This window comes from Streptomyces sp. Edi4 (assembly GCF_040253615.1).
Lineage (GTDB): Bacteria > Actinomycetota > Actinomycetes > Streptomycetales > Streptomycetaceae > Streptomyces.
Genome location: NZ_JBEJGY010000004.1, coordinates 5,422,164 through 5,437,302, shown reverse-complemented (window position 1 = coordinate 5,437,302; position 15,139 = coordinate 5,422,164). Strand labels below are relative to the sequence as shown.

At 72.4% G+C, this 15,139-nt stretch carries 13 protein-coding genes; 6 read left to right on the top strand and 7 right to left on the bottom strand.

The window, feature by feature from the left end:
• Positions 1 to 437 precede the first annotated feature (437 nt).
• Entirely contained in the window at positions 438 to 2,894 is a 2,457-nt protein-coding gene (locus tag ABR738_RS26835) for a DEAD/DEAH box helicase (RefSeq protein WP_502964150.1), read from the top strand.
• Positions 2,895 to 3,035: 141 nt separating this feature from the next.
• Positions 3,036 to 3,899 carry an alpha/beta fold hydrolase gene (locus tag ABR738_RS26830; protein WP_350232517.1) on the top strand — a complete coding sequence of 288 codons (864 nt, stop codon included), beginning with the start codon at positions 3,036 to 3,038 and terminating at the stop codon, positions 3,897 to 3,899.
• A gap of 628 nt (positions 3,900 to 4,527) precedes the next feature.
• Here the strand turns inward: ABR738_RS26830 and ABR738_RS26825 are convergent.
• Positions 4,528 to 5,448: an NYN domain-containing protein gene (locus tag ABR738_RS26825; protein ID WP_350232516.1), complete on the bottom strand. Its 921-nt coding sequence runs from the start codon at positions 5,446 to 5,448 to the stop codon at positions 4,528 to 4,530.
• 276 nt (positions 5,449 to 5,724) lie between these two features.
• Here ABR738_RS26825 and ABR738_RS26820 point away from each other — a divergent pair, with 276 nt between their 5' ends.
• Positions 5,725 to 5,877 carry a DUF8834 family protein gene (locus tag ABR738_RS26820; protein ID WP_350232515.1) on the top strand — a complete coding sequence of 51 codons (153 nt, stop codon included), beginning with the start codon at positions 5,725 to 5,727 and terminating at the stop codon, positions 5,875 to 5,877.
• A gap of 165 nt (positions 5,878 to 6,042) precedes the next feature.
• Here the strand turns inward: ABR738_RS26820 and ABR738_RS26815 are convergent, their stop codons facing one another.
• The 3 genes from ABR738_RS26815 to ABR738_RS26805 all read right to left on the bottom strand — a co-directional run bounded on the left by ABR738_RS26815 (position 6,043) and on the right by ABR738_RS26805 (position 8,464).
• Positions 6,043 to 6,648, bottom strand: coding sequence for a MarC family protein (locus ABR738_RS26815; protein ID WP_350232514.1), 606 nt, complete (start codon positions 6,646 to 6,648; stop codon positions 6,043 to 6,045).
• Between the two features lie 150 nt (positions 6,649 to 6,798).
• Positions 6,799 to 7,668 (bottom strand): PHP domain-containing protein, encoded by an 870-nt coding sequence (locus tag ABR738_RS26810; protein WP_350232513.1) that lies wholly within the window; start codon positions 7,666 to 7,668, stop codon positions 6,799 to 6,801.
• A gap of 157 nt (positions 7,669 to 7,825) precedes the next feature.
• Positions 7,826 to 8,464, bottom strand: a complete 639-nt coding sequence (locus tag ABR738_RS26805) for a DUF6758 family protein (protein WP_350232512.1) — start codon at positions 8,462 to 8,464, stop codon at positions 7,826 to 7,828.
• Between the two features lie 220 nt (positions 8,465 to 8,684).
• Between ABR738_RS26805 and ABR738_RS26800 the strand changes: the two genes are divergently transcribed.
• Positions 8,685 to 9,920 (top strand): MFS transporter, encoded by a 1,236-nt coding sequence (locus ABR738_RS26800; protein WP_350232511.1) that lies wholly within the window; start codon positions 8,685 to 8,687, stop codon positions 9,918 to 9,920.
• 505 nt (positions 9,921 to 10,425) lie between these two features.
• On the opposite strand, the gene ABR738_RS26795 is transcribed toward ABR738_RS26800, so the two are convergent.
• On the bottom strand, positions 10,426 to 11,010 hold the full coding sequence (locus ABR738_RS26795; protein ID WP_350232510.1) for a suppressor of fused domain protein: 585 nt from the start codon (positions 11,008 to 11,010) through the stop codon (positions 10,426 to 10,428).
• Positions 11,011 to 11,511: 501 nt separating this feature from the next.
• Here ABR738_RS26795 and ABR738_RS26790 point away from each other — a divergent pair.
• The gene (locus ABR738_RS26790) at positions 11,512 to 12,705 is read left to right on the top strand and encodes a magnesium and cobalt transport protein CorA (protein WP_350232509.1); all 1,194 of its coding nucleotides are present in this window, start codon (positions 11,512 to 11,514) and stop codon (positions 12,703 to 12,705) included.
• A 48-nt stretch (positions 12,706 to 12,753) separates the two neighbouring features.
• Here the strand turns inward: ABR738_RS26790 and ABR738_RS26785 are convergent, their stop codons facing one another.
• Positions 12,754 to 13,656 carry a DMT family transporter gene (locus tag ABR738_RS26785; protein ID WP_350232508.1) on the bottom strand — a complete coding sequence of 301 codons (903 nt, stop codon included), beginning with the start codon at positions 13,654 to 13,656 and terminating at the stop codon, positions 12,754 to 12,756.
• Between the two features lie 79 nt (positions 13,657 to 13,735).
• Between ABR738_RS26785 and ABR738_RS26780 the strand changes: the two genes are divergently transcribed.
• Entirely contained in the window at positions 13,736 to 14,260 is a 525-nt protein-coding gene (locus ABR738_RS26780; RefSeq protein WP_350232507.1) for a hypothetical protein, read from the top strand.
• A gap of 46 nt (positions 14,261 to 14,306) precedes the next feature.
• Here ABR738_RS26780 and ABR738_RS26775 read toward each other — a convergent pair whose 3' ends face one another.
• On the bottom strand, positions 14,307 to 15,074 hold the full coding sequence (locus ABR738_RS26775; protein ID WP_350232506.1) for a hypothetical protein: 768 nt from the start codon (positions 15,072 to 15,074) through the stop codon (positions 14,307 to 14,309).
• Positions 15,075 to 15,139: the final 65 nt, after the last annotated feature.

Genomic DNA, 15,139 nt, shown 5'->3' with positions numbered 1-15,139 from the left:
AATAGCCCGCCCGGGGCACCCTGTAAGGGCCTACTCGATCACACCGGTCGCACCCGTCCCGCGAATTCTCCCGACACACATGCGCGAATCCGGGGTACAGTGGTAATGCGCCTGCCGAGTATTCGACGGGCCGCACGAATGAGGATGCCCGGTCGGTTGCTCCGGTCGGCTCCGACCCGACAGCCCTCCGCGGGGCACGTTCCCCCACGTGCCACCCAAGAGGGATCCCTCAGCGGCACGAGCGCTTGAGCGACGGCAGTGGTCCCGCGCCACCCGGCACCCCGACCGAACCCGGTCGAAATCTTCCCGCCGGACGACATGGGCACGGTACGACCCGCCGCGTTCGCCTCCGTACCGCGTCTCACAGAAGAGGCAGCACCCTGACTACGTTCCGAGAGCTCGGGATCCTTCCCGAGACCGCCGAAGCCCTTGAAGCCGTGGGCATCGTGTCCCCGTTCCCCATCCAGGAGCTCACGCTCCCCGTCGCGCTCTCCGGCGCCGACATCATCGGCCAGGCCAAGACCGGCACCGGCAAGACGCTGGGCTTCGGCCTCCCGCTCCTGGAGCGGGTCACCGTCCCCGCCGACGTGGAGGCGGGCCGGGCCACGGCCGACAAGCTCACCAACACGCCGCAGGCCCTCGTCGTCGTTCCGACGCGCGAGCTGTGCCAGCAGGTGACCAACGACCTCCTGACCGCCGGCAAGGTGCGCAATGTGCGCGTGCTTGCGATCTACGGCGGCCGGGCGTACGAGCCCCAGGTCGAGGCCCTGAAGAAGGGCGTCGACGTGATCGTCGGCACCCCGGGCCGTCTGCTCGACCTCGCCGGGCAGAAGAAGCTCGACCTCTCCCACGTCAAGGCGCTCGTCCTGGACGAGGCCGACGAAATGCTCGACCTCGGCTTCCTGCCGGACGTCGAGAAGATCATCCAGCACCTGCCGCCGAAGCGTCAGACGATGCTGTTCTCCGCGACCATGCCGGGCGCCGTCATCGGCCTCGCCCGCCGCTACATGTCGCAGCCCACGCACATCCGCGCCACGTCGCCGGACGACGAGGGCACGACCGTCGCCAACACCGAGCAGTTCGTCTACCGCGCCCACTCCATGGACAAGCCGGAGATGGTCGCCCGCATCCTCCAGGCCGAGGGCCGCGGGCTCGCGATGATCTTCTGCCGCACCAAGCGCACCGCCGCCGACATCGCCGAGCAGCTGGCCAAGCGCGGCTTCGCCTCCGGCGCGGTCCACGGCGACCTCGGCCAGGGCGCCCGCGAGCAGGCGCTGCGCGCCTTCCGCAACGGCAAGGTCGACGTGCTGGTCTGCACCGACGTGGCCGCGCGCGGCATCGACGTCGAGGGCGTCACGCACGTCATCAACTACCAGTCGCCCGAGGAGGAGAAGACCTACCTCCACCGCATCGGCCGCACCGGCCGCGCGGGCAAGAAGGGCATCGCGATCACACTGGTGGACTGGGACGACATCCCGCGCTGGCAGCTGATCAACAAGGCGCTCGACCTGAAGTTCCCCGACCCGCCGGAGACGTACTCCACGTCGCCGCACTTGTTCGAGGAGCTGCGCATCCCGGCGGGCACCAAGGGCGTGCTGCCCCGGGGCGCCCGCACCCGCGCCGGGCTCGCCGCCGAAGAGGTCGAGGACCTGGGCGAGACCGGCGGCCGTGGCCGCAAGGCCGCCGCCGCTCCCGTCGTCACCGAGGAGCGCCCGGAGCGTACGCGTACGCCGCGTCAGCGCCGCCGCACCCGGGGCGGTACCTCGGGGACCGAGGCCGTCGCGAGCGCGCCGGCGCCCGTCGCGGCCCCGGACGAGCCCGCCGTGACCGAGCCGCGTACGCCCCGTCGTCGTCGCCGTGCCCGCGTGGGCGCGCCGTCGGCCGCGCCGGTGACCGCCGCTCAGGTCGTCGAGTCCGCACCGGCCGCCGTCGCGGTCGCCGAGCCCGTCGCCGAGCCGGTGCGGGCCGAGCCCGCACCCGCGCAGGTCAAGTCGCAGGTCAAGGCGCAGCCGCGTCGTCGTACGGCGCCGGTCGTCGAGGCCGTCGCCGCGCCGGTGGAGCCCAAGGCGCGCCGCCGTCGGGTGCGCAAGGCCGACCCGGACTCCGAGATCGGTTTCCTGACGCCGGAGTCCGCGGCCATCGAGCTGGCCCGGGCGGCGAAGGCCGCGGCCAACGCCGCGATGTCCGCCGTCGCCGAGGCGCCGGCCGCCGCGGTCGCGGTGGAGGAAGCCCCGGTCAAGCAGCGGCGTACGCGGACGAAGAAGGCCGCGGAAGCCGTGGTCGAGACGGTGGAGGCCGCTCCGGTGGCCGAGGCGGAGGCCCCGGCGAAGCCGCGCCGCACCCGCGCCAAGAAGGTCGCCGAAGCCGCGACCGAAACGGTCGAGGCCACCCCGGCCGCCGACGCGGAAGCCCCGGCCAAGCCGCGCCGCACCCGCGCCAAGAAGGCAGCCGCCGCCCCCGAGGCGATCGTCGAGACCGCCACCGAGGCCGAGGCCCCCGCCAAGCCCCGCCGCACCCGCAAGAAGGCCGAAGCCGCGGTCGACACCGTCGAAGCCACCCCGGTGACCGAGACGGAAACCCCGGCCAAGCCCCGCCGCACCCGCGCCAAGAAGGTCGCCGAAGCCGCGACCGAAACGGTCGAGGCCACCCCGGCCGCCGACGCGGAGACCCCGGCCAAGCCGCGCCGCACCCGCGCCAAGAAGGCAGCCGCCGCCCCCGAGGCGATCGTCGAGACCGCCACCGAGGCCGAGGCCCCCGCCAAGCCCCGCCGCACCCGCAAGAAGGCCGAAGCCGCGGTCGACACCGTCGAAGCCACCCCGGTGACCGAGACGGAAACCCCGGCCAAGCCCCGCCGCACCCGCGCCAAGAAGACGGCGGCCGCCCCCGAGGCGTAATCACCCGCACCACGCGCACGGCCCGGTTTCCCCCGAGGGGGACCCGGGCCGTTCGCGTTGGGGGCGGGCGCCGGGGGCGCGGGGCCGGTGGCCGCGCTGACGGGCATGTGGGCGTCTGGGCTGGGCGGATACGCTCTACTCATGAGTAAGCCGCGCTCCCTCGACCTCCCGGCGCGTACGCGTGCGTACCGGCTCTCCACCCCGCGCCAGGAGTTCGCCGTACTCGATTCCCGGCCCGAGGGGCGGGCGCTCGCCACCGTGCTGCTCGTGCCCGGGTACACCGGGAGCAAGGAGGACTTCCTCGAACTCCTCGGTCCGCTCGCGGACGCGGGGTATCGGGCGGTGGCGGTCGACGGGCGCGGTCAGTTCGAGAGCCCGGGGCCCCGCCGGGCGTCCGCGTACACCCCGCGTGCTCTCGCCGGTGATGTGCTGGCGCAGGTCGCGGCGCTCGGCGACGGACCCGTGCACCTGGTCGGGCACTCCTTCGGGGGTTTCGTGGCCCGGTCGGCGGCGCGGCTCGATCCCTCCGCGTTCCGTTCGCTGACCCTGCTGTCCTCCGGGCCGGGGCGGGTCGGTCCCGATCAGCGCACCAAGATCAGGATGTTGCGGGCGGCGCTGCCCGTGCTGCCGCCCTCGTGGGTGTGGGCGGTGACGCAGTGGCTCGACGGCCGCGATCCGGCGTACGTCGCCGATCCGCCGGAGATCGTGGCGTTCCTCGAGCGGCGCTGGTTCTGTACGCAGCCCGCTCAACTCATCGCCGCTGGGCGGCAGTTGAGGGTGGAGCCGGACCGTACGGTTGGGCTTGCGGGGTTGCCGTTGCCGTTGCACGTGGCGTACGGGGATGGGGAAATGGTGTGGTCGGTGGGGGAGTTGGCGCATCTGGCGCGGAGTGTGGGGGCGCGGCATACGGTCATCCGGGGCGCCGGTCACTCCCCCAACGTGTCCCACCCGGGTCAACTGACCTCAGCCCTGACCAACTTCTGGTCCACCACGCAATCCGCCTGACCCCGCCCCCCGTAATCAAACCCGGGCCTCGCGCAGTTCCCCGCGCCCCTGATCGCCCACGCGCAGCCCGGGCAGCCCATTCGCGCGGTTCCCCGCACCCCTGACACGCCCACGCGCGGGCCGTGCGTGGCCATTCGCGCAGTTCCCCGCGCCCCCAACCAGCCATCAGCCACCCGCGCGATGCGTTGCCCGACTCCCCCACCCCCGACACGTTCACGCGCGGACCGTGCGTGGCCGATCGCGCAGTTCCCCGCGCCCCCAAGGGGCTCCCCGACCCAGCGCCGAGCAGCACCAGCCCCGCCAGGGGCGCGGGGAACTGCGCGACAAGCCACCACCCACCCGCAGAAAACCGGCGGCCGCCACCCCCCAAGGGGCGCGGGGAACTACGCGGGAAGCCGTCACCCACCCGAAGGCAACCGGCAACCATCACCCCCCAAGGGGCGCGGGGAACTACGCGGGAAGCCGTCACCCACCCACAGGCAACCGGCAACCATCACCCCCCAAGGGGCGCGGGGAACTGCGCGGGAAGCCGTCACCCACCCACAGGCAACCGGCAACCATCACCCCCCAAGGGGCGCGGGGAACTGCGCGAAACGGGGGTCGCCGCCCGCCGGGCAACCGGCGGGGGTCAGTACTGGGACTGGAGGTGCTGCCAGAACCCGTCCCGCAGCGCCCGCCGCAAATCCGCGTGCCCACGCAACGAGTACTGGAGCAACCGCTCCGCCTCGATGAGCAGGTCCTGGTCGACCGGCCCGGGCAGATAGGGATGCCCGGGCAGCAGGTCGGCCAGCGCCGCCCGCCCCCGCTCGGAGAGCCACGTCGCCGCGATCCGCGCCCCGACGAACCGCACGTCCTCGCGGCCCGGCGCAGGCCCCTCCTGCTCGTACAGCGTGACCGGCCGCCGCGTGACGTACGGCTTGCAGAAGTCGAGGTCGAAGGTCCGCTGACTGTCGACCTCCCACAACAGCGGCTCCGCCTGGTTGCGCCCGTCCGCGGCCTCGATGCCCCACAGATGGACGCGCGCCCCATACCCCTGCGCCGCCTCGACGGCCGAGACCAGGTCCTCGTCCCCGCCGATCAGCGCCGCGTCGCTGATGGCGCGGTGCCTGGCCAGGGACTCCAGATCGGAGCGGATCAGGGAGTCGACGCCCTTCTGCTGGTTGTTGGCGTTGAGGTTGCCGAGCCTGACCTTGACGTCGGGAAGCTCGGCGATCGACTGTTGCTCGGGCGTGTGGATGCGCCGGCGCGCGCCGTCGTACCAGTACACCCGCAGCAGCCGGCTGTCGGCGAAGATCGTGCGCGCCTTGTCGATGAACGCCTCGATCAGCCCCTCCGCGTCCAGATCGAAGGAGCGCCGGTCCTCGGTGCCGGTGACGAGGAGCCCGGCGGCCGCGTAGACGTACCCGGCGTCGACGAAGATCGCGTGCGTGGAGGGTGTCTTGGCGACCTCTGCGAGCATGCGCTGCAACAGCTCGTTGGCGCGGTCGAGCTTGCGGTCGAGGTCGGCGGCAATACCGAGGGGCACCTGGGGTACCTGGGAGTCGTCCATACGTTGTCCATTGTCGGCGCCGTGACGCACCGGGCACAACCGGGCACGTGCCGTCCCCGTCTCGGCCCCGTTCCTTAGCGACGCGAAAAATTTCTTTAGCGTAGGGAATGTTTGCTGGAGGCAACTCGTTGTCCCCTATGGAACGCGTTGCACAGCAGCCACGCAATCCACTCTTAACGGGCGGGCAACCGCCCCGACGCCGCTCGCGGGCATGCTGAACAGCAGTTCCCGCACCAGTAGTTCTCCTAGCAGGAGGATCAGACGAAGGGAGAAGCCTTGCGCTTCGAAATCATGCGCCTGGACGACGTCGACGGCATCGCCGTCGACAGCACCGTCGTGGACGCCGCCTCCGTCAACCGGATTGTGCAGCAGGCCGCCGCCATGGGCCAGCGCATCTATATCCGCCCGGCCGAAGCCTCGGCCTCGTAACGCGTAAGAGCCGGCGCCCCCGCGAGCCAGAAGAACGGCTGCGGGCGCCGAAAAGCGGAGAGCGCCCCCGTACACGGATGTACGGGGGCGCTTGGCATGTCCGGGGCCGTCCGCGACGGCGGCGAGCCGGGCGCACCGCGACAGCGGCGAGCCCGGCGCGCGGGCTCAGTAGGCGTGGATGACCTGCGTGACGCCGTTGATGATCTGCTGCACCGCGAGCGCGGAGAGCATCATGCCGGCGAGCCGGGTCACCAGGACGACGCCGCCGTCCTTGATGACGCGGATGATCAGCAGCGAGTACCGCATCGTCACGTACAGGACGAGGTGGATGGCGATGATCGCGGCCCAGACCGAGACCTGACCGGACACCGAGTCGTGGTTCTGGACGGCCAGGATCACCTGGACGATCGCACCGGGCCCGGCGAGCAGCGGCATGCCCAGCGGTACGAGCGCGACGTTGACGTCCTTGGTCTGCTGGGGCTCGTCGGTCTTGCCGGTGAGCAGGTCGAGGGCGATCAGGAGCAGCAGCAGGCCGCCCGCGATCATCAGCGCGGGGATGTCGATGTGCAGATACGTCAGGATCTGGTGGCCGACGAGACCGAAGAGCGTGATCACTCCGAGCGCGACGGCGGCGGCCTGCCAGGCCATCCTGCGCTGGACCTTGCCGGCCCGGCCCGCGGTCAGCGCGAGGAAGATCGGCGTGATCCCCGGGGGATCCATGATGACGAACAGGGTGAGGAAGAGGGAGCCGAAGACGGCAGCGTCGAACACGGTGAGCCTTGCAAGTGAGGGATGTACATGAGGGGGCCGGCGCGCGGGCCGACCGGACCGGCCCCCGGAGCCGCACACGAGTCGGCCGGGGGTACCGGGAAGTGAGTACGGGGGTGGCGCCCCCGGGGTGTGGGGAGAGGCGGGCTCTCCCTACGGGCGGAGCTCTCCGCCCGCACCCGGCACGGGGAAGGCCCCCGTGGCGCGGCGGGTGATCTCGCCGTAGATCTCGGGGTCGGTGACGCACGCGCCGAGCCGTACGCTCTTGCGGCTGCCGTGGTAGTCGCTGGAGCCCGTGACGAGGAGCCCGAGGTCGTCCGCGAGGGCGCGCAGCCGGGCGCGGGTGGGCGCGTCATGGTCGGTGTGATCGACTTCGACGCCGTCCAGTCCGGCCGCCGCGAGCTCCGCTATCACCGATTCGGGCACGACCCGGCCGCGCTTGACGGCGAGCGGGTGCGCGAGGACGGTGACGCCGCCGGCGGCCTTGACCAGCCGGATCGCGTCGAACGGGTCGAGTTCGTGCTTGCCCACGTAGGCACGGCCGCCGTCGGCGAGCCAGTCGGGCACGAAGGCGTCGGAGACGGAGCTGACGACGCCGAGTTCGACGAGGGCTTCGGCGACGTGGGGGCGGCCGACCGAGCCGTCGCCCGCGATGCGCGCGACCTGCTCCCAGGTGATCGGAACGCCGAGGTCGCGCAGTTTGGCGACCATGCCCTGGGCGCGCGGGACCCGGTCGTCGCGCACGAGCTCGCGCTCGCGGGAGAGCTCGGGCTCCTCGGGGTCGAAGAGGTAGGCCAGCATGTGCAGGCCGACGCCGTCGACGCGGCAGGAGAGTTCGGCGCCGGTGACGAGGGTGAGGTCGAGGCCTGACAGCGCGGCGATGGCCTGCGCGTGGCCCCGGGTGGTGTCGTGGTCGGTCAGGGCGATCACGTCGAGCCCGGCGGCCGCCGCGTTGCGGACGAGCTCGGCCGGGGTGTCCGTACCGTCGGACGCCGTGGAGTGGGTGTGCAGATCGATGCGCACGACGCGTACTCCAGGGCATAAGGGGCGGATCAGGGGACAGTCAAGGATAACCGCCCGCCCGCGCCCCGCCGTCCGCTCGAGCGCGCCCCCTCGTCCGCCCGCGTGCGGGCCGGTGCGGGCCGGTGCGGGCCGGTGCGGGCCGGTGCCAAGGCCGGCGTCAGGACAGGATGCGTGGGGTGAGGGCGCCGCACGGCAGCAGTTCGACCTCCGCGCCCGCGTCGCGCAGATCGGTCAGGACGAGTTCGTCGTACATGAGCAGCCCGGACTGCTCGGGCCACGCGATCGCCCACAGCCACAGGCCGCGCGCCTCGCCGGCGAAGACCGCGCGGTCGTCCGGCGTGCGGCTGACGTGCCAGAGCGGGGTGGGGCGGCCGGCGGCGAGCACCTTGGCGTGCGGGGGTTTGTCGACGCTCATATAGGGGCCGGGGTCGGGACCGTCGATGCCGGCGAACCGCGCGCCGAGCCCCACGCCCAGCTCCTCCGCGACCAGGATCAGCTCCCCCAGGCCGCCCAGGGGCCCCGGGCCCGAGCAGGCGACGGCGGTCGCGCGGCCGCCGCTGCGGTCGTCCCCCGCGTAACCGACGCCGGTGAACAGCCAGCCGACCGGGAGCGGCCAGGGCATCCACACCGGCACCTGGGACCGGCGCACGACGACTTCCAGGCCTTCGACGCTGGGCGGGAGCACCGGTTGCAGCGGGTGGACCGGGCCGTGGGCATCGCACTGCCAGGTGTCGGCGAAGAGACCGGGCGCCCTGACCCGGCCTCCGCACTTCGGGCAACTGGGTTCGCCCCTCATAAGGCCCCACGCTCCTCCCCGGCCGTCGCCCCGTCAAGGACGATCACCCGTCCGGTGGGCCTGGGCCTGTCGCGAAGGACCGGGCCGACCGGGCCGACCGGGCCGGAAAAAGTAGTTTCATATTGCAGTCATTAGGTTGGCTAAGTTATCGTGTGCACTACGCAACGACCTTGTGGCCGTCCTCGATGCGGCCACCCTCCAACCGGAAGCGGGAGCAGCCATGCGGCAAGGGACGGACCCTCTCGACCAGGGCGCGGGAACCGGCGGCCTGCTGCGTCAGCCCAAGGCGGTCTGGGCGACGGCGGGCGCCTCTGTCGTCGCCTTCATGGGCATCGGCCTGGTCGACCCGATCCTGCCCTCCATCGCCAAGGGCCTGGACGCCACGCCCAGCCAGGTCTCCCTGCTCTTCACCTCGTACTTCCTGATCACCGCCGTGGCGATGCTGGTCACGGGGTTCGTGTCCAGCCGGATCGGCGGCAAGAAGACGCTGCTCGTGGGTCTCGCCCTGGTCGTCGTCTTCGCCGCGCTCGCCGGTACGTCGAACTCGGTCGGCGAACTCGTCGGCTTCCGGGCCGGCTGGGGACTCGGCAACGCGCTCTTCGTGTCCACCGCGCTCGCGGTCATCGTGGGCGCGGCGGCCGGGGGCAGCGCGGCGGCGATCCTGCTCTACGAGTCCGCGCTCGGGCTCGGCATGGCGTGCGGGCCGCTGGTCGGGGCGGTCCTCGGCGACATGAAGTGGCGCTACCCCTTCTTCGGCACGGCCGCCCTCATGGCGATCGGCTTCCTCGCGATCACGGTGTTCCTGAAGGAACAGCCCAAGCCCGCGCGCAGGACCTCGCTGCTCGACCCGCTCAAGGCGCTGGGCCACGGCGGACTGGCCTCGGCGGCGGCGTCCGCCTTCTTCTACAACTACGCGTTCTTCACGGTGCTCGCCTTCACCCCGTTCGTCCTGAACATGTCGCCCTACAAGTCGGGCGGGGTGTTCTTCGCGTGGGGTGTGCTGCTCGCGGTGTTCTCGGTGCTCGTCGCGCCCCGGCTCCAGGAGCGGTTCGGCTCCCTGAAGGTGCTCGGCGGATCGCTGGTGCTGCTCGCGGCGGACCTGGTCGTGCTCGGGTACGGCAACCACGCCACGGCGGTGGCGGCGACGATCGCCTCCGGCGCGTTCATCGGGCTCAACAACACCGTGTACACCGAGTTGGCGCTCGGCGTCTCGGACGCGCCCCGGCCGGTGGCGAGCGCGGGCTACAACTTCGTCCGCTGGTTCGCCGCGGCGGCCGCGCCCTATCTGGCGCCGAAGATCGAGGAGTGGAGTGATCTGCACGTGCCGTTCGTGGTGGCGGCGCTTGCGGCGGTGGTCGGAGCGGTGATCGTGTGGGTGAGGCGGGGGGTGCTGGTGCGGGAGGTCGTCCATGGAGCGCGGGCCGGCGTGCGCTCGGCCAGCCCATCCGGGGTGTGAGCACGCTGGTCCCTTCGGACCCCGGCCGCGGACCGTGTGGGTGGCCGGCCGCGCAGTTCCCCGCGCCCCTGGCGGGGTGCGTGCTGGCCCACACTGACACCCTCAGCCTGTCCGGCGATTGAGGACGAGCGCGTTCAGCGCGAACGGGGTCTGGGGCGGAGCCCCAGGGACCTCCGGTGCGGACCGTGGTCGCTCCTCGCGCAGTTCCCCGCGCCCCTGACAGGGTCCGCGCTGGCCCACGTGAAGCCAACCCCCGGGCGGGGCTCATGCTGGCCCACATCGGCAACCTCAGCCTGTCCGGCGATTGAGGACGAGCGCCCTTCAGGCGCGATCGGGGTCTGGGGCGGAGCCCCAGGGAGCTCGGCTGCCGACCGTGCGTGGCTGGTCGCGCAGTTCCCCGCGCCCCTGGCGGGGTCGGTGCTGGCCCGCATGGGCATACCCAGCCCGTCATGGGGGTCCCCCCTGGCCCTTAAGGCCTTGGGGGAGATTGAGGACGGGCGCGTACTCAGTCCAGGCGGGTGGGCTTGCGCACCGGGTCGCGCAGATCCGTGCCCTGGGCCAGCCAGCGCTCCTCCAGCGCCTTCGCCCCCCGCACCCGCTTCCACGCCGCCTCATTCGTGGTCATCGGCAGCAACGGCAGGAACCGGACCGGATCCATCGGCGCGTCGAGCTCCAGATCCTCCACCAGCCCCCCCGACTCGGCGACCAGCACCGAGGTGAAGGGCGCGCCCGGCCACAGCGCCTCCCCGGTGTCGAGCGAGGCACCCGGAGCCACCACCAGGCCCTCCACCTGCGGGGACGCCGCGAGCACGGCCAGCGCGCGGAGCACCTTGTCGGTGTCGGCGAGCCCGGACCGTACGGACAGGATCAGCTCGGCCCGAGGCCCCTTCACCGGGTCGGCGAGCGCCGACGTCGGGTCGGCCATCGGCTGCGCGGACATGCCCAGGGTCGCGTACCGGACGATGTCGCCCTCGGTGAACCGCAGCACCTCGATCCGGTCCGTGCCGAGAAAGGTGACCGCGGCGCGCGCGTCCGGCTCACCGAGCGCGGTGCGCAACCGGGCTTCCACCAGAGCAAGAACATCAACCATGGGCCGAGCATAGAAGGCGTATGCAAGCGGCAAAGACGGGGCTTGACGTGACGGTGGGCTGATAGTCTTGGCCGCTGTTCGGGACAGCAGGAAGTTCCCCACGGGGGACCGGCTGGAGGAGGTGGGGCTGCGATGGATCGAAGTCGGCCTGGCAGTACCAACCGCTCTTCCGCGCGGCTGCGTTGTTCCCGATGATCTGAGTTCTCGGTGGGATCCGAGAACTTCTTTCCCCGGCCCCAGCGCCCGGAAACACCCCGGAAACACCCTGAGTCTCATGGCGTTTCGCCCGACGGAAGAGCACATCGCCTCGCCTTGTCCGTTTCAGTAGCGAACGCCGTCCGCGCGTGCCCCTGTGGTGCCGCCCGCTATGCGAACGTGTGCGATTGACGCCTTTTCCGGGGCACTTCGGCCCCGTGGTCTCCCTTCGCCGCAGCACGTCCTCATTCCGGGCAGTTCCAGAGCGTCACGCCCTGCGACGGCCCTCCGTGAAGGAGCCCTGCCATGTCGATGATCCGTGACCTGCGCGCCGTGGTCCGCCCCGCGCTGCGCAAGACCAGCGCGCCCTACAGCGGCGGCTACGACACCACCCGCGACCCGTCGGCGAGCAGCGCCGTCGTGGACTGCGCGGTCTACCGCGACGGGCGGCGCGTGCAGTCCCCGCAGTGCGTCCCCGCACCGTCCGGCGCGTCCGCCGCCTCCCCCTCCGCCACCGCCTCCGCCTCCGCCGAGGAGACGGTGTGCCTGACGCCCCGTGAGGCCATGCGCCGCGTACGCGAGGACGGCGGCTTCGCCTGGATCGGTCTGCACGAGCCGACGGAGGCCGAATTCGCCGGTATCGCGGCAGAGTTCGGGCTGCACCCGCTGGCCGTTGAGGACGCGGTCCACGCCCACCAGCGCCCGAAACTGGAGCGCTACGACGACACCCTCTTCACCGTCTTCAAGACGATCCACTACGTGGAGCACGCCGAGCTCACCGCGACCAGCGAGGTCGTGGAGACCGGCGAGGTGATGTGCTTCACGGGCCGGGACTTCGTCATCACCGTCCGGCACGGCGGCCAGGGTTCGCTGCGCGCGCTGCGCACCCGCCTCCAGGGCGACCCGGAGCTGCTGGCCAAGGGCCCGTCCGCCGTGCTGCACGCCATCGCCGACCAGGTGGTCGACGGATATCTGGCGGTCGTGGACGCCGTCCAGGACGACATCGACGAGGTGGAGATCGAGGTCTTCTCGGCCCCGGCCAAGGGCAGCCCGCGCGGCGTCGACCCCGGCCGGATCTACCAACTCAAGCGCGAGGTACTGGAGTTCAAGCGCGCGGTGTCGCCGCTGCTGCGCCCGATGCAGCTCCTGAGCGAGCGCCCGATGCGCCTGGTCGACCCGGACATCCAGAAGTACTTCCGGGACGTGGCCGACCACCTCGCCCGCGTACAGGAGCAGGTCGTCGGCTTCGACGAGCTCCTGAACTCCATCCTCCAGGCCAACCTCGCGCAGGCCTCCGTCGCCCAGAACGAGGACATGCGCAAGATCACGTCCTGGGCGGCCATCATCGCCGTACCGACGATGGTGTGTGGCGTGTACGGGATGAACTTCGACCACATGCCGGAGCTGCACTGGAGGTACGGCTACCCGGTCTCGATGGGGCTCGTTGCCGTGGCCTGCTTCGTCATCCACCGCACCCTGAAGCGCAACGGCTGGCTCTGACGGCCCGGGCGGCCCCCGCCCGGGCCGGGGCCGGGGCCGCCGTACGGCTCAGGAGGCGCGGTTGGCCCGGACGACCAGGGCGAGCCCGGCCAGGATCACCAGGAGCGCCGGGTAGGCCAGGGCCGGGGGCTGCTGGCCGAGCCAGAGCGCCGCGATGAGGGCGGCGCCCGGGGTTTCGAGCAGGATCGCCGTAGAGGTGACGGACGGGCCGAGACTCGCCACGACCCGGTTGAGCAGCGAGTGGCCGAGGAGCTGGGCGGCGAGCGTGAGCACGCCGAGCTTGATCCAGGTCGTGCCGTCGTACGAGGTGAGCTCCGCGCCGCTCAGGAAGGCGGCCGTGAGCAGCCCGGCGGCCGCCGTGCCGTAGCAGAGGTAGGTGTACGGCACGGTGTCCACGCTCTTGCGCACCTCGGCGCCGAGCAGGACGTACCCGGCGGCCGCGACGCCGCCGCCGAGGGCGAGCGCGTCCCCCGCCAGCGCGCGCGGCGAAAGGCTCAGGTCGACTCCGGTGAGCAGGACGACGCCGACGCAGGCGGCCAGGGTGCCCGTCCACACCAGGGCCGGGGGACGGTGGCCGCGCAGGCGCAGCGCGATGGTCGTCCAGATCGGGGTGGTGGTGCACAGCGCGGTCGAGGAGGCGACGGACGTCATGCTCAGGCTGGGCAGCCACAGTCCGAAGTGCAGCGCGAGCAGCGCGCCCGCCCCGACCGTCAGGCCCACCTCGCGCCGGGTCAGGGCGCGCAGGCGGGCACGGTACTTGAACCACGCCACCGGGGTCAGCGCGCCGACCGCGAGCGCGTTGCGCCAGAAGGCGATGGCCAGCGCGGGCGCGGCGGTCGCGGCGATCAGCGGCGCGGACAGCGAGACGCTGGCGATGGCGACCCCGAGCAGGACGACGTCGGTGCGCGGGACGGCCGCGAGCGCGGGGGCCGGGGTGGTTGCAGTGGTCACAGCGGAAGCGTAAGGGGCATCACGGGTTTACGGAACTGACTATTCCTCGGGCCCCCACCTGGGCCTCTACTGTGGTGCCATGACGCAGACGCTGTCCGGCCAGGCCCTCCTCGATGGGGCGCTGGTCGAGGAGGCCACCAAGAAGTCCGGGCTCATCTGGGTGCGCGGCGCCGGTGCGCCGGAGCGGGCCCTGTGGCACGCGTGGATCGACGGGGCGGCGTACGTGATCGGCGGCGGCCCCGGCGAGCAGCCGCTCGACGGCCTGGTGGACGGCGCCGCGGCGACGGTGACGGTCCGCTCCAAGGACAAGGGCGGCCGCGTGGTGGCCTGGACGGCACAGGTCCGCGAGATCCCCGCCGGCTCCGCCGCGTGGGAGAGCGCGGTGGCCGAGCTGAAGGGCAAGCGGCTCAACGCCCCCGACGGCGAGGCGATGCCCGCGCGCTGGGCGGCGCAGTGCCGTCTGGTCGCCCTGACTCCGGCGGGCCCCCTGGAGCCGGCCCCGGACACCTCCCTCGCGGCGGCCCCGGTGGCCTCCCCCGCCACCACCCGCCACGCGGTGCCGGCCGCGCTGCCCCGGCTGCTCCTGAAGCGGAAGCGGCGCTGAGACCCCGGCGGGCCCACGACGCGCGGCCCGCGCCGGAGGCACCCCGCTAGGCCGTCGGCAGCTGCTTGCCGTAGTCCACCGTGTCCCCCTTCGCCGGCGCGGCCAGCGCGAAGTCCTTGTCCCAGTCGGCCAGTTCGAGGACGCCCGCCCCGCCGGCCCGCTCGAAGCGCAGGGGGTAGGGCGTGCCTTTGAGGGAGACGTCGAGGGTGCCGCCCTCGCCGTCGCGGCCCGCCTCGATCCGTACCGTGGGAAGCGCTGCGACCTCGGAGCGCTCCTTCTTGGACAGCGTGCCCTGCAACCCGAGCACCCCCTTGAGCAGCGCCGACTTCTCGGTGAACCCGCGCAGCTGCTGGTAGGCGGGGTCGCCGGAGGGCACCTTGACGTACTTGTCGTCGAGTTTGCCCGCCGCCGCGCTCGCGCCGCCGGACTCGCTGCGCGACCAGAACCCCGCGCCGGCCTTCAAGAACAGGTCCTCGCCGACCCGCAGCAGCCCGAACGTGCTCTTCTGCGACGTGACCGTGCCCGTGCCGCCGCTGCCCTTCAGCTTCATGTCGATCTTGTACGAGCCGCCCTGGCTGACCAGGGTCCCCGACAAGCGCACCGCGCCCGCGCCGTCGGCCGCCGCCCGCGCCTTGTTCTCGATCTCGGGGGCGGACAGCTTGCCGACGCCATTGGTGCCCTCGTCCGGGTCCCCACCGCACGCGGTGAGCGCCGCGGCGAGCCCCGCGCACAGCACGACGGACAGGGCGGCCCGGCGGGCCCGTACCCGCGGGGACCAGGAGGATGAGGTCACCTTGCGTACTGCCTCTCGCATGGACGTGGGGGATCGGCAGACCGCACCCTACCCGCACGGTTGCCGCCGCCGGCCCGGGCGCCGGA